Source organism: Desulfomonilia bacterium (assembly GCA_036567785.1).
Classification (GTDB): Bacteria; Desulfobacterota; Desulfomonilia; order UBA1062; family UBA1062; genus DATCTV01.
In genome coordinates, this window is sequence record DATCTV010000010.1 from 1 (window position 1) to 19182 (window position 19182).

Annotated in this window: 17 protein-coding genes; 8 read left to right on the forward strand and 9 right to left on the reverse strand. The window is 43.8% G+C overall.

Going from position 1 to position 19182, the window contains the following annotated elements:
* Nucleotides 1–157: 157 nt before the first annotated feature.
* The 5 genes from VIS94_02775 to VIS94_02795 form a co-directional block, all read right to left on the reverse strand.
* Nucleotides 158–1195 (reverse strand): DUF362 domain-containing protein, encoded by a 1038-nt coding sequence (locus tag VIS94_02775; GenBank protein ID HEY9159996.1) that lies wholly within the window; start codon nt 1193–1195, stop codon nt 158–160.
* A gap of 4 nt (nt 1196–1199) precedes the next feature.
* Nucleotides 1200–2405, reverse strand: a complete 1206-nt coding sequence (locus VIS94_02780; GenBank protein HEY9159997.1) for a PhoH family protein — start codon at nt 2403–2405, stop codon at nt 1200–1202.
* Entirely contained in the window at nt 2402–3295 is an 894-nt protein-coding gene (locus tag VIS94_02785; protein ID HEY9159998.1) for a class I SAM-dependent methyltransferase, read from the reverse strand. The genes VIS94_02780 and VIS94_02785 overlap by 4 nt, the downstream gene beginning before the upstream one ends.
* 77 nt (nt 3296–3372) lie before the next feature.
* A complete protein-coding gene (locus VIS94_02790; GenBank protein HEY9159999.1) occupies nt 3373–5793 on the reverse strand; it encodes a PAS domain S-box protein in 2421 nt (806 codons plus the stop codon).
* 216 nt (nt 5794–6009) lie between these two features.
* Nucleotides 6010–7464, reverse strand: a complete 1455-nt coding sequence (locus tag VIS94_02795; protein HEY9160000.1) for a PAS domain S-box protein — start codon at nt 7462–7464, stop codon at nt 6010–6012.
* Between the two features lie 652 nt (nt 7465–8116).
* On the opposite strand from VIS94_02795, the gene VIS94_02800 reads away from it, so the two are divergent.
* The 3 genes from VIS94_02800 (at nt 8117) to greA (ending at nt 9543) form a co-directional block, all read left to right on the forward strand.
* On the forward strand, nt 8117–8404 hold the full coding sequence (locus VIS94_02800; protein ID HEY9160001.1) for a hypothetical protein: 288 nt from the start codon (nt 8117–8119) through the stop codon (nt 8402–8404).
* Nucleotides 8405–8420: 16 nt separating this feature from the next.
* Nucleotides 8421–8630 carry a helix-turn-helix transcriptional regulator gene (locus tag VIS94_02805; GenBank protein HEY9160002.1) on the forward strand — a complete coding sequence of 70 codons (210 nt, stop codon included), beginning with the start codon at nt 8421–8423 and terminating at the stop codon, nt 8628–8630.
* Between the two features lie 439 nt (nt 8631–9069).
* Nucleotides 9070–9543 (forward strand): transcription elongation factor GreA, encoded by a 474-nt coding sequence (gene greA, locus VIS94_02810; GenBank protein ID HEY9160003.1) that lies wholly within the window; start codon nt 9070–9072, stop codon nt 9541–9543.
* On the opposite strand, the gene VIS94_02815 is transcribed toward greA, so the two are convergent.
* From VIS94_02815 to VIS94_02825, 3 genes are read right to left on the reverse strand one after another with little or no spacing between them, the layout of a single operon-like run.
* Nucleotides 9530–10321 carry an ABC transporter ATP-binding protein gene (locus VIS94_02815; protein ID HEY9160004.1) on the reverse strand — a complete coding sequence of 264 codons (792 nt, stop codon included), beginning with the start codon at nt 10319–10321 and terminating at the stop codon, nt 9530–9532. The genes greA and VIS94_02815 overlap by 14 nt on opposite strands.
* Complete coding sequence (locus tag VIS94_02820) at nt 10318–11301, reverse strand: iron ABC transporter permease (GenBank protein HEY9160005.1); 984 nt, start codon at nt 11299–11301, stop codon at nt 10318–10320. Before VIS94_02820 ends, VIS94_02815 begins: the two co-directional genes overlap by 4 nt.
* Nucleotides 11298–12107: a helical backbone metal receptor gene (locus tag VIS94_02825; GenBank protein HEY9160006.1), complete on the reverse strand. Its 810-nt coding sequence runs from the start codon at nt 12105–12107 to the stop codon at nt 11298–11300. Before VIS94_02825 ends, VIS94_02820 begins: the two co-directional genes overlap by 4 nt.
* Nucleotides 12108–12223: 116 nt before the next feature.
* Between VIS94_02825 and VIS94_02830 the strand changes: the two genes are divergently transcribed.
* The 3 genes from VIS94_02830 to VIS94_02840 all read left to right on the forward strand — a co-directional run bounded on the left by VIS94_02830 (nt 12224) and on the right by VIS94_02840 (nt 15593).
* Nucleotides 12224–13456 (forward strand): DNA recombination protein RmuC, encoded by a 1233-nt coding sequence (locus tag VIS94_02830; GenBank protein ID HEY9160007.1) that lies wholly within the window; start codon nt 12224–12226, stop codon nt 13454–13456.
* A complete protein-coding gene (locus VIS94_02835) occupies nt 13428–15080 on the forward strand; it encodes a YgiQ family radical SAM protein (GenBank protein HEY9160008.1) in 1653 nt (550 codons plus the stop codon). The genes VIS94_02830 and VIS94_02835 overlap by 29 nt, the downstream gene beginning before the upstream one ends.
* A gap of 69 nt (nt 15081–15149) precedes the next feature.
* On the forward strand, nt 15150–15593 hold the full coding sequence (locus VIS94_02840) for a flagellar biosynthesis anti-sigma factor FlgM (GenBank protein ID HEY9160009.1): 444 nt from the start codon (nt 15150–15152) through the stop codon (nt 15591–15593).
* Here the strand turns inward: VIS94_02840 and VIS94_02845 are convergent.
* Complete coding sequence (locus VIS94_02845; GenBank protein ID HEY9160010.1) at nt 15590–16780, reverse strand: ABC transporter substrate-binding protein; 1191 nt, start codon at nt 16778–16780, stop codon at nt 15590–15592. The two genes, VIS94_02840 and VIS94_02845, sit on opposite strands and share 4 nt — an antisense overlap.
* Before the next feature lie 110 nt (nt 16781–16890).
* Between VIS94_02845 and VIS94_02850 the strand changes: the two genes are divergently transcribed.
* Nucleotides 16891–17634: an HAD family hydrolase gene (locus VIS94_02850; protein HEY9160011.1), complete on the forward strand. Its 744-nt coding sequence runs from the start codon at nt 16891–16893 to the stop codon at nt 17632–17634.
* 43 nt (nt 17635–17677) lie between these two features.
* Entirely contained in the window at nt 17678–19168 is a 1491-nt protein-coding gene (locus VIS94_02855; GenBank protein ID HEY9160012.1) for an NAD(P)/FAD-dependent oxidoreductase, read from the forward strand.
* The last annotated feature ends 14 nt before the right edge of the window (nt 19169–19182 follow it).

Below are 19182 nucleotides of genomic sequence, written 5' to 3' on the forward strand. Positions count from 1 at the left end.
AGAACCATACAGTCGGACTGGGTGACATAGTATCGGACTGCCGCATAGAAGGCATAACTCGGGACTTCGTAACCGTCTCCAAACTCCAGAACGGCTCAACACTCCTTGTAAGACTTCCCGCTCCTGATTATGTTGAAAGAAAAAGTAAGAGATAAAATCAAAGAGTTATAAGGTTATAGTCCTGCTTTCCAAGTCCGATAAGTTCGGAATAGGGGAATAATGTCGTACCGTCCGACTTTGTAGCTTCCCTGAAGATGTCTTTGCCTCCATGCTTTTCAATTGTAAGATCATAGGCGGCTTTATCGCAGGCTACCGGATCGATTGATGATGCAATGCCTATATCATGGCCTATTATTCTGGTATCAGTCATACAGTCGCAGTCTTTGGTGATGTTGTTTATAAAGGTGAGGCAGACAAGCTTTTTGTTCTTTACTGCGCCGAGGGCATATTCGGCGAGTCTGTGCTGGACTTCCGTGCCTGTTGCACCGCCCCATGGAACGGAGATAGCCTCTTCCGGGCAAACGGCTATGCACAGTGCGCATCCCTGGCATATGTTATGATCGATTCTGGCTTTGCCGTTTACGAGGGTGATGGCGTCGGCCTGACATGATTCAATGCATATACCGCATCCCGTACATCTTTTGCCGGGAGAGGGTTTTACCTTTGAATGCATTTCAAGCTTTCCTCCGCGAGAGCCGGAGCCCATGCCTAGATTTTTTATAGCACCCCCGAAGCCGCACATTATATGCCCCTTGAAATGGCTGATGGCAATGATTGCATCAGCTTCAGCAATAGCCTTTGCAATTCTTACCTTATCAAATATTCTGCCCGGGATATTTATTACAGTTTCTTCATTGCCGTCATCCCCGTCAGCGATTATGACGGGAAGTCCAAGTGCTGCAAAGCCATGCTCTTCCGCGATCTTTATGTGGTCCCTGCCGTTATGCCTCATGCCTCGGTAAAGAGTGTTGGCGTCGGTCAGGAAACAGTTGTTACTGTGTTTGATCAATTCGTTTACTACAGGGGTTATTTGAACGGGTTTTACAAAACGTGTGTTGCCTTCTTCTCCGAAATGAAGCTTTACCGCAACCCTGTCGTCTTTAGCAATCCCGGGTTTCAGATCATCAAGAGCCGCCATGAAAACTTTAGATATTGCCTCGCTGTCAAATTTCGATGAGAAGTATACGTTCGCCATATGTTTACAACCCCGTTTTTAGAACAAGGTCCGTAATGGGACCTCTTGACTTGCTGCCCTTGAGAACCATATGCCCGTAGTTCGGGTATCCTTTGAATTTCTTTACGATCCAGTTAAGGCCGTTGTTTGACGAATTGAGGTAGGGATGGTCAACCTGGTTCGTATCGCCCAGAACATAGCATTTCACGTTTTCACCCATGCGTGTGAGCAGGGCCCTTGTCTGGTAGCGGGTCATGTTCTGTGCTTCGTCGATTATAACCACTGCATTCTCGATATTCATGCCGCGGATGAAGTTTAAACTGACTATCTCTATCTTTTTCGGATTCAGTTCCAGTCGTGTGCTCTGGGAATCAAGGAACAGAGAGTTTGCGGGCCTCTGGCTGTGCAGTTTCACAATGAGATCAAGAATGCCACGCATGTATGGCGCAAGCTTTTCTTTTTCATCACCAGGCAGATAGCCGAGCTTTTCCCCGATTTCAACTACCGGCTTGAAAATGAAGATCCTGTCAAATGCCTTTGGTTTCTGGAGAACGAGATGGAAAGCGCATGCAAGAGCGACAAAGGTCTTTCCGAAACCTGCTTCCGACTGGAGCGTCACGACGTCGATATGATGTGAAAGCATAAGCTCCATTGCACAATTCTGGTAAACGGTTCTGGGTTTTACTCCCCATGGGTTATGCTCATAATCGATATATGCCTCTTTTCCTTCAAACCACAGCTGTCCGTTTGTATCCCAGTAAAATGAGTTTGAAATCTTTTCATCGGTTTCTTTTATGAACCCGGTGTAAAGCTGGCTTTCCGAATGGAACGGTTTGGAATCGCGGAATTCCTGAGCCCTGAAACCCTCTACCAGAAGCCTTACCCTGAACATCCTGTCATTTGATACGATCACAGGTTCATAGCCGCTTATAAAACGTTCTTCATTGACGTGTGCATATTTGATATCTTCAAGGATATCATCGTCGTTGGTCTCGCTTCCGGTATATGTCTTGTGGGGTATTTTTATTATATTCAGTCTTGTATCGTCTTCAAGCCTTGTGGCGATCAGGCTTATAATGTGGCTCAGATCGGCTCTTTTTTTAAGCCTGTCCAACTCCATTATGACTGAATATGGTATCAGCACACGGTTTTCTTCTCCGTTTCTGAACATATCAATACAGTCAGGATTTTCAATCAGCGCATTGGTGTCGAGGATATAACATTTTTTCATAAACCGGCCCGCCTTGATGTTTTATTGATTCCGGATAAAGGATTAAAAGCCCGAAATATCGCATCATCTTTTGTAATGTTCAGCAATCCTTTTGAAACTGTCTGTTCGTATAGTCTTTTATAAAAATTATCCTCAATGTCTCTTATTTTATGTGGGTGTGAATCAATTATATCTTTAAACAATAAAGGCCTTTTTTTTGCAATGTATTCAATGCAGTCCGATAAGTCATCCGGGGAGAAAAGCATCGAATTGTTGTATGGCAGCATCTCAACTTTCTCAAAATGAGGTTTCAACTGCTGATAACCGTCTTCAAGGCAGAATGCTTTAAGAAGCTTGTTTATTGCAAATTCTTCAGGTGCGGTAATGCCTGTATGTTCCATGCTGGACGGGATTAACTCCGTGATCTCTTTCAGGGAATCCCTGCTGTGGGTTATTGCAATGAAAATGCCGTCGGATTTCAGAATTCTTGAAATGTCTTTGATCAGATGCGGGAAAAAATATAATGAATAGCTGGCTATGATGAGATCGTATGTCCGGCTGTCAATTGCTGTTATATAATCAGCGCCATTCCTGATGAATGTTCCCGAATAACCGCTCTTTTCGACTGTTCTTAAAAAAGGAACCTCATTGGAATCTACGATGTCAATACCTGTGATACTGGCATCAGGCGCAAGCTTGTCTTTAAGGGTTTCTTCGAAAAGGCCATAACCGCAGCCAAGATCGAGTACATTGCCGACCCGGGAGATATCTATTCCCGAAAGGGCGATTTCCCTGATATCGCGCTTGTTTGTTGAATATCTTGAAATTATATTTTTAGTGAATTTGTGATCATGAACCTTTTCATATGTTCTGGTAATGTCTTCTTCTGAGTACAGGTGGTTTCGGCTCATGATTTAACTGAATATTAAAAGATTGAATATCCTTTTTCAACCCTGATTGAATCAAAACAGCAGAATTATTATTTGAATCAGGAGTTGATACGGACGACTTTCGAATGGTCGGATCCAGTGAAATTTGCATTGGCGAATGAGGTTATACCGGCAAATCCGGCAGGCGCGGACTTATTATCCAGTATCAAAATCAGTTTCAGGGTTCCTGTAATCGTTTTGCCGTTATGTGTTTTCATATCAACAGGCATGCTTATAGAAAAAGGTGACTTCCGTTTTGCTGCCGAAATCCCTTTTATGAAAGCATCGCCTAGCGCCTGAATGGATTCCCTCGTATACAGGAAATCTCCTGACATGTTAAGGGCTCCTTCCCTTGAGTATCCGAGCAGGAACTCTATCGACGGGCTTATGTAAGTAAAACACAGCGACATGTCCGTAAACCAGACCAGGTCGTTCGTATTATCGGTTAAGGCTTTTATATGACTGGCGGGTAGCAATGATGATGTCCAGTCTGTAATGTCCGCTATCGCACACCTGTATATGCTGTTCCGAGATATATCATATCCAGCTGATTCAATCTTCAGTCCCAGTAATGAGGTTTTTCCATGTGAATATTTTGACTGCAGTTCGATGATTCTTGCAGCATTATTCCCCTGTGAAAATTTTACCAGCTCTTTCTCGAATTTTGCCAGAGATCTGGATGTAATAATTTTTGATATTGATAACAGCCTGACGTCGGAAGGCTGGATTCCAAGGATCTGCACAGCTTTAATATCTGCTTCGATAATGATGTAATCCTTATCCAAATAAAAGGTTCCGATTGCATTCTGCATCTTTCGCCCATATTGTCTTGAGAATTCTTCCGATAGAATCTCCACATGTTTTTTCCATGATATGTCTCTGAGACTGCATATTATACCGGTGCATTCGCCGGAAGAGGTGAAAATTCCCGAAGTCGTCATCTCTATCGGAATCCTACTGGCGTCCTTGGCGATCAGAAAATTTTCAATCGGAGCGTCTGAGAAAAATGACCTGCCGGCCTTGTAATAAGAGAGCCTAAGCATGAGTGCGTTTGTAAGAGCCGGATACAGTTCCCTGCCAAGCAGATCAAACGGACTGTTTATGAAGATATTTCTCAGTTCATCCTCTGAATAACCGGTCATTGCTGCAAGCGACGGGCTTATGTATTCAGTTTTCAGTGAATTGTCAAAAATCAGAACAGCGTCTCTTAAGCTTGAACTGAGCCTGCTGTATTGTTTTTCAACATCATTCAGTCTGGTTTCGTAGTATTTTTGTCTGTCAATATTCCTGTATATTCCTCTGATCGAAAGCGGTATTCCTGATTCGTTGAATTCGGCGCAGACAATTGTTTCAGCAAAGAAGCTTGTCCCGTCTTTTCGGGAAATCCGGGTCTCCAGGATGCATGCTTCATTTATTGCTGTCCTTGGGAGCAATGTGAGTATTTTTTTTATGTCATCAGGAGTGAAAACATCCCTCAATGTTTGTTTGAGAGATTCCTCCAATGAAAATCCCCGTTCTTTTTCATCAGAGGGGCTCATATATTTGACGTTCAGATTCATGTCGGCAACAAAAACCACGTCCTTCAGATATCCTGAAAGGATATTCCTGCTGTCGTTTAATGCCTTTTCGTTTAAAGAAAGCCTGTGCTTAAGGTCTTCAATGTCCGTAATCAGGCAGACGGTTCCGGTCTGGATGCCATTATTCACAAGAGGATGGCTTTTAATGATAATCCACCTGCTGTCTCCGTTCTTCATTTTTATACGACGTTCAGATGTGTTTCTGTCTGAAAGGAATGCCTTTACAGATGCCTGCCTGTATTCAACCTGCGTATTTTTGTCCCAGTAAAGGAAATCCATCAGACTGCTTCCGATAAGCTCTTTTTTTTCAAAACCGCTTATTGCGGAAAGGCGTCCATCAATGTTTGTGATCCTGGCATCACGGTCAAGCCACAATATCATATCGCTGACATTATCTATAATGAAGCGATAATCGGAGCTTGTTTTCTTCAGATCGTTCAAATATTGCGAATAATGAATATATTTCGCATATTCCACAGCTGCATCTGAAAGTATTGACAGGTCGGAAGGGACCCACTGCCTTTCTCTGACATCCATGCATATGACAAAACCCCAGAATACCCCTTCTGTAAGTATTGCGGATGTCAGGTATGAACTTGATTTCTTGATCTTCAAAAATTCGATTTCTTCGACCCTTGATGAATTTCCCCATGATGTAAGATTTACCGATGTCTTATTAATAAGCGACACAAGGAAAGAGTCTTTTATCTCAAATTCATTATCATCAAAGATGGTCATGCCTCCGGATCTTGTCCATGAAAGAAACTTTCTGATCTTATCAGATTTTATATCGCTGGCTTCGTAGACAATAACCTGATCAACGTCGAGCCTGTGACCGACTGACATGGTTATTGAATTCAGAATGTCTTTAGGGTCCCATTCTCTTGATTGCGTTTCCAGCATATCCTTTTTCTCGCAAAATACATAATTATATTCCAACTGATTTGCTGTATAGCAAATCGAAATATTTCATGCAATATTAATATTAACCAATTAAAACAATAAGATACGACTATTATTCCGCCAAGTGTAAGAGATTGAATTAACATATTGCGAATAATAATAACAGAATTTGCTACCAGGAAATACGAATTTGATGATTTTATTCAGACTTCGTGTTTATTGAATGGGGTCTTTAATGTTGATGTTGAAACATGTAATCCCGATAAATCCCATGCAATTTTCAGATTCATCGCAGAAAGGAAAGATTTTCATATTGCCTCTTATTTTTTCCCCTGATGAGGACACCATATCTGCGGGAAATGTTTTCATCCACCCGAAATCCTTTTTCCGTGCTGCAACAAGGCCTTCTAAAAGGGCTATGGCTATATTTGCCAATGTCTCGGTTGTTGTTATCTCATCACCATACATTCTCATTGCTTTTTCTGGTTTATATCCAAGCAGCCATTCGATTGAAGGGCTTATGTAGATGTACTTCAAATCCATATCCGTTACCCAGACCAGATCATTTGTGTTTTCTGATATCTTCTTAATTAGGTAGGCAGGAATTTCAGATTTTTTTTCGTTGATTGTCATGGCGACAGTGGAAGGTATGGCGCCATGGGTGAAGTGCTTCAAATGAGCAGTTGCTTTGAGTATCTGTTTTGAGGGGAGAAGGATTTCAAGGTCGATATCCTTTTCTTTGTTATGTGTTAACTTCATAAATTCGGATTTCAGATTATATTTATCGATAATATCCAGATTGTCCGGACTCATTAATCTTTTTTTCCCGTCATCCTTCCAGATAAGCGATTCCGCTTTCTGGGTGGCATTAATAATATCGCAATCCATATTCCAGAGTATGACTTTTTCCTTTAATCCGGAAAAAAAATCCATATATAATCTGGATTCATGATGAAATGATTCCTTTCTGTTGAATTCATAAGGTTCTATAATACATAAGGTCTGTATTGTACCGTCATTTACCGCCAGAGATCTGAATTCAGAGCTGAAATTTGCATAATCTCCGCTTTTCAGTTTTAATCTGAAATTTTCCCATGGCGTCTGCCTGAAGGGATTCGATGCAAGCTTTATTATGTTCTCTCTGTCTTCCGGATGTAAAAAATCTTCAAACGGTTTTCCTGTTAATTCATCGGGACTGTAGCTTATAATGCTGGCGCTGTTTTTCAGGGCGTTTATGATTCTTGAGTCTTTATCTAGATAAAGGATCGCGACTTTAAGGATATCAAGCAGGGCTTCGTAAGATTTGATGATTTCCAGAGACGAAACGAGAGGCTCTTTTATCCTGTTGATATTAACCGCAAGACACAGGTTTTTCTGGGATTCTCCTTCAGCCTCAGCATGGTAGAAAAACAATTTATACCAGATGCAGGTTCCTTTGCCGGATATTATTCGGATCTCTTCTGAAATAGGCCGGTTGTTGACCGATAACAATATTCTTTCAAAAGACGGCCTGTCATTCGGATGGATTATATCAAGGATGTTCTTTTCAAGCAGAACCTGTCTTGGAACATCCAGATCTGAAAGTATATTTCCGCCAGCATCTTCAATGGCTCCTTGTTTATTAAAAATCAAATACCCGTCAGCAGCATATTTGCTCATCCATGCAGGCATTCCTGATGTCCTGTTATCTGAAAGGCGGTCCTTAATATAAATGTATTTCGTTAATCTGTTTACTGATTCCAGGAGTTCCGGCAGATCATCAAGTTGAAACTCCTTTTTATTATTACCTTTGACGCAGCATACACATCCCCATAACTTTCCACTGATGCTTATAGGGGCAAATAGTATAAAGTGAACTCCATTTTTTATTAGGGAATCCAGCATGACTTTATTGTAGCTGTGCAGGGGTTCGAAATATGGATAAAGTACCTGCAATTTTTCATAAACCCTTGGAAGTTTAATAGAAATTTTCGAGATTTCCGCGAAAGGGAATACGTTGTTTGAGCTTTCTTGAAGTATCTCATCTCTATCAGGATAAAATCTTATTATTGCTGCCGAATTCATCTCGATTCTTTTGCATAAGTTGTTCAGGCTATTTATTATTTTTGTATCAATCTCAATTAAAATACCTTCCGGTCTCATGAGATGGGAATATAGCATGAAGAGTATATGGGCAAGGTATTTTTACACCACCCTGATTATGGGGAATATATTTCTTTGGGAAAATAAATTCAAAATTGCAAATAAGACGATATTAATCGAACAGCGAATTACGTATTGACAATTTGCTATGTGTAAATTATGTAAAATTCAAGGAGCAGTAATGACTTTAAAAACATGGCTTCAGATTAATAGTATTAATCAGAAGACGGTTGCTGATGAGCTGAAGATATCACGCAGCTATTTCTGCCAGATTGCCGCAGGAAAGCGTATTCCGACTAAGGATATTGCCCTGAGAATAGAGGGTTATACAAACGGCAAGGTGTCAAGGATGGAACTGCTGTATCCAAGAGAAATCAGGCATGAGCTGAATGCAGAAAATGATATGATTATTGTTGGCTCTCCTCTTTCCGAGGATATCAGGCAGAAAGTGTTATCATCAGTTAAATAGGGGAAAGGTGAAAAATATGCAGCTTTTAAGAAAATGGTTGGACAACAAGGGTATCAGTCAGAAAGAGTTTGCAGACATGATTGGTGTTGCACCAAGTACTGTTTACAGGGTTATAACAGGCAAAACCAGGCCAAAACTGGATGTTGCAAAAAGAATAGAAATACTGACTGATGGTGAGGTTTCCCGTTGGTCGGTTCTATATCCCATGGAATTTAAAATACAGTAGTTTTAAATTTTATTGTTTTTGAAAGAAGGGGGTCTTTTTATATTGCATGCCGGTGTGGCAGGGGAGTTATAAGAAACTGGCGAATCAATCAATTTCAGATACTTCCCGGCATTGGCATTTGTTTCAGGAAAGGCAGCGGACAGTTTATATATCCGCTGCTTTTTGTTCATATGGTCATCATGTATATATTGGGCAGGAAGAGGCCTAATCCTTTCTGAATGGACTTTCCGTGTTTACTTTATAAATTGTTTATTTCTATAAGGTTGATATAAATAACAATTATTTTCAATATGATATCTGATAACAATAATTGCTGAACGCATTAAGGCTCAAGCTGCTTGACTTTTTAAAGGATATTTGATTATCAGCTTTTAAGTAAACTGATACTGGTGGATACCAACTGCCGGTATCTTTTTTATTTTTGCTTCGGAGGAACCCAATGCAGAAAACACCCATAACAAAAAAAGGTTATCAAGTACTCATGGATGAACTGGAAAATATCAAAAAAGTTGAGCGGCCCAAGGTGATTGCAGCAATCGAAGAAGCCCGTGGACACGGTGACCTTTCGGAAAATGCCGAATATCAGTATGCAAAGGAAAAGCAGTCATTCATGGAGACAAGGATTCAGGAACTCGAGACAAAACTCGCCACTGCCGAAATAATCGACACTTCAAAGATCCCCAGGGATAAGGTTGTATTCGGATCGAAGTTTGTTGTCTGCAATACCGAAACCGAAGAGGAGATGACATATCAGATTGTGGGTGTCGATGAATCTGACATAAGCAATGGACTTATTTCAATTGCATCACCGCTTGCAAAAGCACTTATCGGGAAGAAACCCGGAGATACTGCCGTATTTAAATCGCCTGCAGGAGAGAAGGAATACGAGGTTCTCAAGATTATTGATGAATAAAAGTATCAGGCTTGAGAAATATGTGGGGATAGTTTGAGGATTCGTTTTTAATTATCTCGACATGCGTATCATAAACACTCTCTATATTTCTTTTCGTAAGGACCTCCGACGGTGTCCCTTCGGCAAAGGCTCTGCCGTTCTTGAGAAGAAGAAGACTGTCACAGTAGGCAGCCGCCAGATTAAGATCATGTGCAATCATCAATATCGGTATCCCGGCCGAAAGACACCTTCTTTTGATCAGGTTAAGCACACTTGTCTGGTGTCCGATATCGAGATGTGAGGTCGGTTCGTCCAGCATCAGGATATCTGGTTCCTGTGCCAGGGCCTGTGATATATGAACACGCTGAAGTTCTCCGCCGGAGAGTTCATCAATCCTTTTATGAATCAGCTCTTCAAGTCTCATTGATTTAAGCGCATCATAAATTATCTGATGATCCGAGCTCTTGAGCATTCCGAAGCGACCCCTTCTGGGATATCTGCCCATTTGCACGAACTCTTTTACCCTGAAAGGAAAGAAGGCTTCCTGAAATTGAGGAACCGCAGCTATTATGCTTGCAAGCTCACGCCTTGGCATGCGGTAAATATCTATGCCCTTTAATTTTATGCTCCCATTCCATGGTTTTAATACGCCGCTGGCAGCTTTGAACAATGTCGATTTGCCGGCACCGTTGGGCCCGATTATTCCATAGAATATGCCGGGATTAATTTTAAATGAGAGATCATCAACAACAATCTTTTTATTGTAACCGACTGAGAGGTTTGAAATTTCCAGGATCATGAAATGTTCTCACCCTGCCAGAGAATCATGAAGAGAAAGAACAAACCTCCGATGATTCCTGTTATTACGCCAACAGGCAGTTCCAGGGGTGATATGACTATACGTGAAATGGTATCCGAAAGAACGAGCAGAATTGAACCTGCAATCATTGATGCAGGTAAAAGGAGAATGTGGTCCGGTCCGATGATCTTTCTCATGATATGAGGCATAATAAGTCCCACAAAGCTGATTACCCCTGCCACGGCAACGCATGCACCTGTTATCAGTGAAGAGATGAGAAACAGTACGGCCCTTGCATACCTGGCATTTAAACCCAGATACATGGCTTTTTCATCTCCCAGGCTCAGGATATTTATATCACGTGAAAACAGTATTAAAGACAGCGCAAGGGGCAGCACGAAATAAACCATGATCCTTAAGGAATCTTTTCCGGGTGCACTCAGGCTTCCCATCAGCCACATGACCGATGCATATACGTCTCTGGTTGTTGAAAGGGAAAAAAGCAGCATCATTATGGACGAGAGCAGAAAACCTATTATAACACCGCACAGTATAAGCATCGTATTGGAGAAGCCTTTTGTAGATGCAAGGCCGAGTATAAGAAGAATAGTTATAAGGCATCCTAAAAAGCACATCCCGATCATTGCCGCTCCTGAGAGCCCCACCATTATGGAGATTGTCGCTCCAAGCGCTCCGCCGCTCGATACACCGAGCGTGTAAGGTTCCGCAAGAGGATTTCTCAGGACCGCCTGGAAGATGACACCGCAGGCTGAAAGGGCTGCACCGACAATAATGCCGTTTATGATTCTGGGAATTCTCAGATCCCAGATTATTGCACTCAACAGGGGATTCGAGTCCTTCTTGAACAGAACGGATGCCAGTCCTTCCGGTGTGAGGTCTGCGCTGCCTGTAATCAGGGATATTATGACTGCCAGAAAAAGAAGGATAAAAAGTATTATGAAGACGACAGGTTTTTTCATAGAGGTTTGCCTGAGAGTATCGATGAGATTATCTTCAGACCTTCAACAAATCTTACCGGGGTTGCCTGGCATACCTCATCGGCATTAACCGTGAATATCCGGCCTTCAGATACTGCGCTTATTCCTTTCATTTTTTTCCAGATATCAGTGCCGGCGCCCATGCCGGATATAATGATTATTACATCCGGATTTCTTGTCAGGACTTCTTCCATGTTGACTCGAGGATACTTGGTTTTTATATCGCCGAAGATATTCATGCACCCCGAAAGCCTTATGAATTCGCTGGCAAATGTCGGTCCGCCTGCAACGATCATCGGGTTCGCACTGATCTGCCACAGGACTTTATAATGTCTTGATCCGGCCCTGGCGCTTATTGAAGACACCTCTTTCCTGCATTTATCAGCAATCCTTTCTGCCTCTTTCTGACAGCCTGTCAATTTCCCCAGCCTTATGAATTCGGTGTTCATGCACTCAAAACTTTCGCAGCCTTCGAAAATTTCCACCGAAAATCCCATGGAAAGAAGTTTTTCTATATCTTTTTTTCTGTTTGCATCTTTGCCTGCAAGTATCAAATCAGGTTTCAGGAGGATGATCTTTTCAAGGTTAATATCAGTCAGGTTGCCCACGATCTCCTTTTTGCCGCCCGGATTCATACAGTATCTGGTTACCCCTACGAGGTTGCCCTGTAAGCCGAGGTCAAAGAGTTCACTGGTGATAGCCGGTGATAGCGAGACTATTCTTACGGATGCAGCGTGTGCCGCAGGTGTAAGAGAGGCGGCAACCCACCCAATCATAATAATTGCCATCAGGAACCTGAATTTCTTCATTCTGGGAAATATATTCGTTAAATATCTGACAGGCAAGAAATTATACATCCTTTGTGCTATATTTGAGATAAGCTTGAATACTGATCGGAGGTCGTATGGTCTATGCAGCCGTAGCGCTAGCTCTGATAATTGGATTTATCATAGGCTGGCTTGTTTCAAGGCAGGAGACAGTCGCGCTGAAGGCAACGCTGAATGCCCAGATGTCGAGCATCGAAGATGCGAAAGTGAGGATGTCCGAGAGTTTCGGAAGCGCTGCCGCCGAGGCATTAAACGCCAACAGCAGGCTTTTTATAGACCAGGCCAGGGGAGTCCTTGAAACATTGATCGAACAGTCGAAGGGCGATCTTTCCGTCAGACAGGAGGCGATTGCAGGCATTGTTAAACCTCTTGGGGATGCCTTGACAAGATATGAGGCATACATTGCCGAAATGGAAAGCAAAAGGCAGACCTCCTCGGGAGAACTCAAGGCAATGATAGAGCAGATGCTGAACGCGAGCGCAAAACTGGAAAACCAGACGCGTTCTCTTACTAACGCACTAAAGCGCCCGGAGGTTAAAGGCAGATGGGGAGAAATAACCCTGATGAGGGTGGTGGAGGTCTCAGGAATGAGCCAGTACTGCGATTTCGATGTGCAGCAGTCAGCGAATACCGAAGAAGGCAGAAAGCGTCCGGATATGATCGTGAGGCTTCCACAGGGCCATTCGATTGTTGTCGATTCCAAGGCGCCTCTCGATGCCTACATGGACGCGCTTGATGCGCAGGATGACGCTGCCAGGAAAGCGCAGCTGATGCGCCACGCACAGAAGATCCGCCAGCACATGGCTTCTCTTTCATCAAAGGAATACTGGAAAGATTTCAGTCCGGACACCGAGTTTGTCGTCCTCTTTCTGCCCGGGGAAAGTTTTTTCAGCGCGGCCCTTGAGCAGGACAGGCAGCTGATTGAAGACGGGATAGCAAAACGCGTCATACTGGCTACACCTACTACACTTATAGCCCTCTTGAGAACCGTTGCGGTTTCATGGCAGCAGCATGCGCTTAATGAAAATGCAAAAGAAATCGGCAGGGCCGGAGGTGAACTTTTTGACAGGCTTTCAACTTATGCAGATCATATGAAGAAAATAAAGGACGGGCTGCAGAAGGCGGTCAATGCATTCAATCAGGCTGCTGGTTCATGGGAATCGAGGATCATGCCTTCGATCAGCCGCATGAGAGACCTTGGCGGCAAAGAGGCCGAAGAAGGCATGCCTCCCATAGGGCATGTTGACGGTTATATGAAGACATTGAAGATCGAGAGGGAAAATGGGATTTCTGGCGGCGACGAAGGATGAATTAAAAGGTAGAGAAGCTGACATCATAATAGTTACAGGAGATGCCTATATAGATCATCCATCATTCGGGGCGGCAATGATAGGCCGGGTCCTTGAAAAAGCAGGCTATACCGTAGGTATTCTGTCCATGCCGGACTGGAGGAATCCAGAATCCATAACTGCACTGGGAAGGCCACGGCTTTTCTTTGGTGTCACATCCGGAAATGTGGATTCCATGCTGAGCCTTTATACGGCGTTTAAAAAAAGGCGTTCCGATGATCCGTATGTCCCGGGCGGCGTCGCCGGAAAAAAGCCCGAGCATGCCGTCATCAATTACTGCAATCTGATCAAGGCTAAATTCAAGGATGTGCCCATTGTGATCGGGGGGATTGAGGCATCCATGAGAAGGCTTGTCCATTATGATTTCTGGGACAACAGGCTTAGGCGCTCGATCATCGAAGATACGCGAGCCGATATTCTTGCATACGGCATGGCGGAAGCAGCCGTGGTGGAAATCGCCGGCAGGATAGCTTCCGGCAGATCGCTTGAAGGGATACCGGGTACTCTTCTGATGGAAAGGACACCGCCTGTAAATGCAGTCTTGCTGCCTTCTGAAGAAGAGGCTTTGACAAATATGGATGCATTTCTTGAAACCTGCAGGCTTTTTTATGAAAACCAGGACAAAATACTGGTCCAGCAGACAGCTTCCCGTTTTCTCGTTTGTTATCCTCAGCAAAGTATGGCTCAGGAGCAGATCGATTCCGTCTATTCTTTGCCTTTCATGTATGCGCCGCACCCATCATACATAGAACCCATACCTGCATTTGAAATGATTTCCGGCTCAATCAATGCCCACCGGGGATGTGTTTCAGGGTGTTCATTCTGTTCGGTAGGACTTCATCAGGGAAAAAGAATTGTCGCCAGAAGCTCTGAATCAGTCCTTGACGAAATCCGTCTGCTGGCAGGGAATAGGCATTTCAGAAAGCATGTTAAAGACATAGGCGGGCCGTCAGCTAATATGTACGGTTACGGCTGCAGGTCAAAATGGAGATGTTCGAGGATAAGCTGCATATATCCCGATTTATGCCGGAACCTTGAGATAAAGACGATGCCATGGATAAAACTGCTTGGAGATGCGGCAGGAATAAAAGGGGTGTCGAGGGCGACTGTAGGGTCAGGCATACGCTATGACCTCCTTATGAGGGATAAGGATTCCATACCTCTTTTGAGGGCCCTTATTAAAAACCACATCAGCGGCCAGCTTAAGATAGCCCCTGAACATACAGAGGGCCATGTGCTCAGGGCGATGAGAAAAACTCCGGTTTTCGATCTGAAGGAATTTACCGGAATGTTCAAAAATGAAACGGAAAAAATCCGTAAGAAACAATACCTGCTGCCCTATCTGATGTCATGTCACCCAGGGTGTTCTACAAGTGATATGCTTGCCATGAAGAAATGTATCAAAAACGTCTTCGGCTTCCTTCCCGATCAGGTCCAGGCGTTCATTCCTCTTCCCATGACAATTTCATCGATAATATATCTGACTGGAGTCGATCCCTTGACTTCAGAACGTTTCAGAGTCGACAGAAATACCCGGGAAAGAAGGGCTCAACATGGCATAATCATTAAGAAGTCCTTTTTTTAAATTAGTTGCAATTTGCAGTTAAAGGTTTGCTCCTATCATCCGATATATTAAGATTAGAAGGAGCTAATCGTGGAAGTAAAAAGCATCAGAGCAGCCAACATTAAAAAGACCTATGAAAAGCTGAAAGCTCAAATTGAGAACCGGAAGGTTGACGATAAAGAGAATATCAGTATCTCCATAAATTCGGCAAACCGGGTTTTTGGAGAATTGATGGAAAATACAATAAAGAAATCACTTAATATTGTATCTGCCGCAAGCAGACCGGATCTTGTAAATGATCAAAAAAGCTCATATCACCTTTTTGAAAACAGAGCAGGCTTCAATGTGCAGGCCGGACAGCATGGAGAAACAGGCATAATAAACAACATCATGAGTACAATCGAGGAAACACCTGAAATGCGTATGAACAAGGCGAAGGATATTCTCAGGAAGATAAAGGAAGGTACTTACGCGGCTGATTATTTGTCAATAGCCGAAAAACTGCTCAGCCATGATGTGGTGATGCGCATCTAGCCCCGGCAGATCAGATTGATCCCTTCAACAGTTTCGGTATCCGATCCATTCAGCTTGACGACATAAAGAGTCTTTTTAACTGAGCCGTCCACCATCAGGCTTATTTTGCCGGTAAGATATGTTTCATTGCCTGATATAGACAATAACGGGATCATGTCCGAAGCGGTATTATGAGGAAGCACAGATGCATCTATCAGCAGGAAAAGGGCGTCAGCGGAGATAAATGCGCCTGTATCAGGTGAAATATTATCTTTTGAGAAGACTTCAAGCAGACGCTTGCACCTCTCGTCATTTGTAGGCTGGAATGAAAAATTGTTTAACAGGTAGATTCCCGGATTATCCCTTAATGTTTCAAAGACATCCTTGTTTTCCGGTGAACGTATAAAAAATACAGGAATTTTTATGTTCTCTGACCTGAGAAGTCTGACAATCTCCGAAGTTTTATTGTCGGCCTCGGGAATGATAATCAGGGATGGTTTTTTTCTATTTAACTTTGAGAGTTTTTCTCTGAAGCCCTTTTCATTTATATCGTAAATATCAATGATCGTACCGCCGGAGTTTGTAAATTCTTTAAGGAACATGGTTGCAAACTTGATTCCCCCGTCTTTTCCGGAATCGAGGATAACCGCTATCCTGGTTGCGTTCATCGTCGATCTGATGAAATGCAATGAGGCACGAATCAATTCGTCTGAAGAAGGTGAAAGTCTCCATATTCCGCTGCATGTTCCCGGAGCGGAATCAGGGGCATTTACAACTATGACCGGTATTTGCAACCGCAACTGTTCACGTTTCCTTTTACTGTTATCAGGACAGTATAAACGGCTCAATTCCAGGTATTCATCCCCGCAGGCCAAAAGGATCACTCCTGCCGCATTTTCCTTCTCGAACTGGCGGACAGCTTCAATTGCGGTGTTGGAATCGCCCTTTGAGTCTCTGAGCGTTATCGCTACGTTTCTGCCTGCAATGCCGGGCGCATTTCCGGCGGCAGTGCTGATTGCTGCAAGATGATTACGTGCAATGGACTCACAAGGACCAGTGAGAGGAAGAATTACGCCTATTTTTACAGGCGCTCTGTCTGAGATCCGGATTGTTTTCTCAGTCCGACTGTCTTTGGAACATCCATGAAAAATAAACATCATAATTATGAATATCGCCGGCAATCTCAAGATGAATCTGATCATTTTCATTCACTGCTCTTTAAATCAAAATACATAATATTTCCAAGAGTTAATTTATTTATCAAGATGCCAAATAATCTCACTTATGATATTCAAGGAAAAAAATTGAGGGGATCGAGTTGCCATACATAGAAATTTCCGGGAACAGATTTGAAGCCGATCTTATAATATTTGACAAAGACGGGACACTGCTTGATTTCAGACAAACCTGGCTCAGTGTTTTCCGTGAACTTATAAACCTGATGCTTATTAAAACCGGCCCGAGCAAAAATCTGTCAAAGAGGATTCAGGACATGCTCGGAATGGATTTTGAAAAATGGGATATCGACGGCAATGGTCCGCTGGCAATGGGGACCTCGTTTGAAGTCGAAAATCTTCTGGCAGGGTGTGTTTATCTGGAAGGCATAAGGTGGGATAATGCCGTAGAGATTGTAAAGCAAACGGTTAAAGAGGTTTTCACAGGACCGATAAGGGAGAAAAACCTTATCCCCTCAAAGGGGGCGATTGAAGCTTTAAAGCTTGTCAAGCAGAGGGGATTTCTGACTGCGCTGGCAACCAACGACAATACAATCGATGCGACAAATGACATGAATGCGCTTGGTGCGCTGCCTTACCTTGATGTTGTTGTTGGTGCGGACAGCGTCAGCAATACCAAACCCGCACCCGACATGATTTTTCATATATGCGAGCTGCTAGGGAAAAAACCTGAAGATTCAATCATGATAGGCGACACCATGATGGATGCGATCATGGGTGCGAATGCAGGGGTAAAAGTAAATATCGGCATTGCAGAAATAGTTCCGGCTGAAGTCCTGGCAACCAGGGCAGATGTCGTCATCATGAGCATGGACGAAATCGGCTGAGATAAAACAATCACATTACGAGCTGAATATAAAGGAGATCAATATGTCTGATTATGATGCCGTGGTAATCGGTGCAGGAAATGGCGGTCTTACTGCAGCAGCCGGTCTTGCGAAAGAGGGTCACAATGTTCTTCTCCTGGAAAAGCACAATGTCCCCGGAGGCTGTGCTACGAGTTTTATCAGGGGAAGGTTTGAATTCGAAGTCGCCCTGCATCAGCTCAGTGGATTGGGGCTTCCTGAATTTCCTGGACCCTTGAGAGGTGTCCTGAGCAATCTGGGCGTGATAGACAAGATAGAATTCATCCAGCAGAAGCACCTTTACCGGATAGTGGTTCCCTCACGGATGGATATAACGCTGACCACAGACAGAAAGCAAATTGAAGAGACGCTTACAGAAAGGTTCCCTTCTGAGAAGGAAGGCATCAGAAAGTTCTTTGACCTTGTATATGCATTTTCCATGGAAATGGTCAGTGTCCTCTTTATGAAAGACCCTGAGGCAAGTCCCCGGAAATATCCGCTGTTTTTCAGTCTTGCGCTGAAAGAAACTCAACCCATACTGGATCAATACCTTAAAGACCCTCTCCTGCAGGGGGCAGTGGCCATATATTGGGGATATGCCGGGCTTCCCCCCAGCAGGCTCAGCTTTATGGATTTTGCCCTTATGCTGTGGGCTTATATCGAATTCAAGCCCTGGCATATGAAAGGCGGTTCCCAGGCGATGTCGAACGCCCTGTGCGATGCCTTTCTCGGATACGGCGGCCGTGCAAGATTCAACTGCGCAGCAAAGAAAATCAATGTGAAGAACGGCAGGATAGTTTCCGTCGTTACCGAAGACGGCGACGAGATAACAACCAGGGCCGTCGTGTCGAATGCCGGTCCCATACGCACTCTTGTCGACATGGTCGGAGTTGACAATTGTCCGGCAGGTGAGATGAAAAGGCTAAATACCAGGACTGTAGGGCTTTCCGCCTTCACTATTTACATGGGCTTTGACTGCAATCCGTCTGAACTTGGTATCGAAAAGGCGACCAACTTCATCTGTTCGACAACCGATGCTGATCAGGCCTACATGAGCATGAAGACGCTCAATCCGGCCGAATTCTCACTGCTTACCTGCTATGACGTGGATGACCCGGATTTCTCGCCGGAAGGCGCCTGCCAGGCATCGCTCGTAACATTGCAGTATGCCGAGCCCTGGATGAGCGTATCGCCTTCACGTTATTATGATGTGAAATACCGCTATGCGGAACATATGCTGAAGCTTGCTGAGAAGGTGTTTCCCGATCTGAGAAAACACATTGAAGAGGCTGAACCTGCAACACCGCTTACCCATATGCGCTATCTGGGGCACCCCGGCGGCTCTATCTACGGTTCGGACCACTTTACGAGAGAGACCAGCATGTTTGTCGATTCCCGTTCGGAAATCGAAGGGCTTTATTATACCGGGGCATGGAACGGTGCAGGCGGATTCCAGCCGACACTGCAGTCGGGGGCATCTGTTGCAAGGTCGGTTTCCAGAATGCTTAAGGGTTAAACAAGGGGGAATAT

Excerpts from the sequence above, each read along its gene's own strand:
- VIS94_02815 (HEY9160004.1), bottom strand. The coding sequence starts at position 10,321 with ATGATCCTGGAAATTTCAAACCTCTCAGTCGGTTACAATAAAAAGATT.
- VIS94_02855 (HEY9160012.1), top strand. The coding sequence starts at position 17,678 with ATGTCTGATTATGATGCCGTGGTAATCGGTGCAGGAAATGGCGGTCTT.
- VIS94_02825 (HEY9160006.1), bottom strand. The coding sequence starts at position 12,107 with ATGGCAATTATTATGATTGGGTGGGTTGCCGCCTCTCTTACACCTGCG.
- VIS94_02805 (HEY9160002.1), top strand. The coding sequence starts at position 8,421 with ATGCAGCTTTTAAGAAAATGGTTGGACAACAAGGGTATCAGTCAGAAA.
- VIS94_02800 (HEY9160001.1), top strand. The coding sequence starts at position 8,117 with ATGACTTTAAAAACATGGCTTCAGATTAATAGTATTAATCAGAAGACG.
- VIS94_02780 (HEY9159997.1), bottom strand. The coding sequence starts at position 2,405 with ATGAAAAAATGTTATATCCTCGACACCAATGCGCTGATTGAAAATCCT.
- VIS94_02790 (HEY9159999.1), bottom strand. The coding sequence starts at position 5,793 with ATGCTGGAAACGCAATCAAGAGAATGGGACCCTAAAGACATTCTGAAT.
- VIS94_02835 (HEY9160008.1), top strand. The coding sequence starts at position 13,428 with ATGGGATTTCTGGCGGCGACGAAGGATGAATTAAAAGGTAGAGAAGCT.
- VIS94_02830 (HEY9160007.1), top strand. The coding sequence starts at position 12,224 with ATGGTCTATGCAGCCGTAGCGCTAGCTCTGATAATTGGATTTATCATA.
- VIS94_02795 (HEY9160000.1), bottom strand. The coding sequence starts at position 7,464 with ATGCCTGCATGGATGAGCAAATATGCTGCTGACGGGTATTTGATTTTT.
- greA (HEY9160003.1), top strand. The coding sequence starts at position 9,070 with ATGCAGAAAACACCCATAACAAAAAAAGGTTATCAAGTACTCATGGAT.
- VIS94_02785 (HEY9159998.1), bottom strand. The coding sequence starts at position 3,295 with ATGAGCCGAAACCACCTGTACTCAGAAGAAGACATTACCAGAACATAT.
- VIS94_02820 (HEY9160005.1), bottom strand. The coding sequence starts at position 11,301 with ATGAAAAAACCTGTCGTCTTCATAATACTTTTTATCCTTCTTTTTCTG.
- VIS94_02775 (HEY9159996.1), bottom strand. The coding sequence starts at position 1,195 with ATGGCGAACGTATACTTCTCATCGAAATTTGACAGCGAGGCAATATCT.
- VIS94_02845 (HEY9160010.1), bottom strand. The coding sequence starts at position 16,780 with ATGAAAATGATCAGATTCATCTTGAGATTGCCGGCGATATTCATAATT.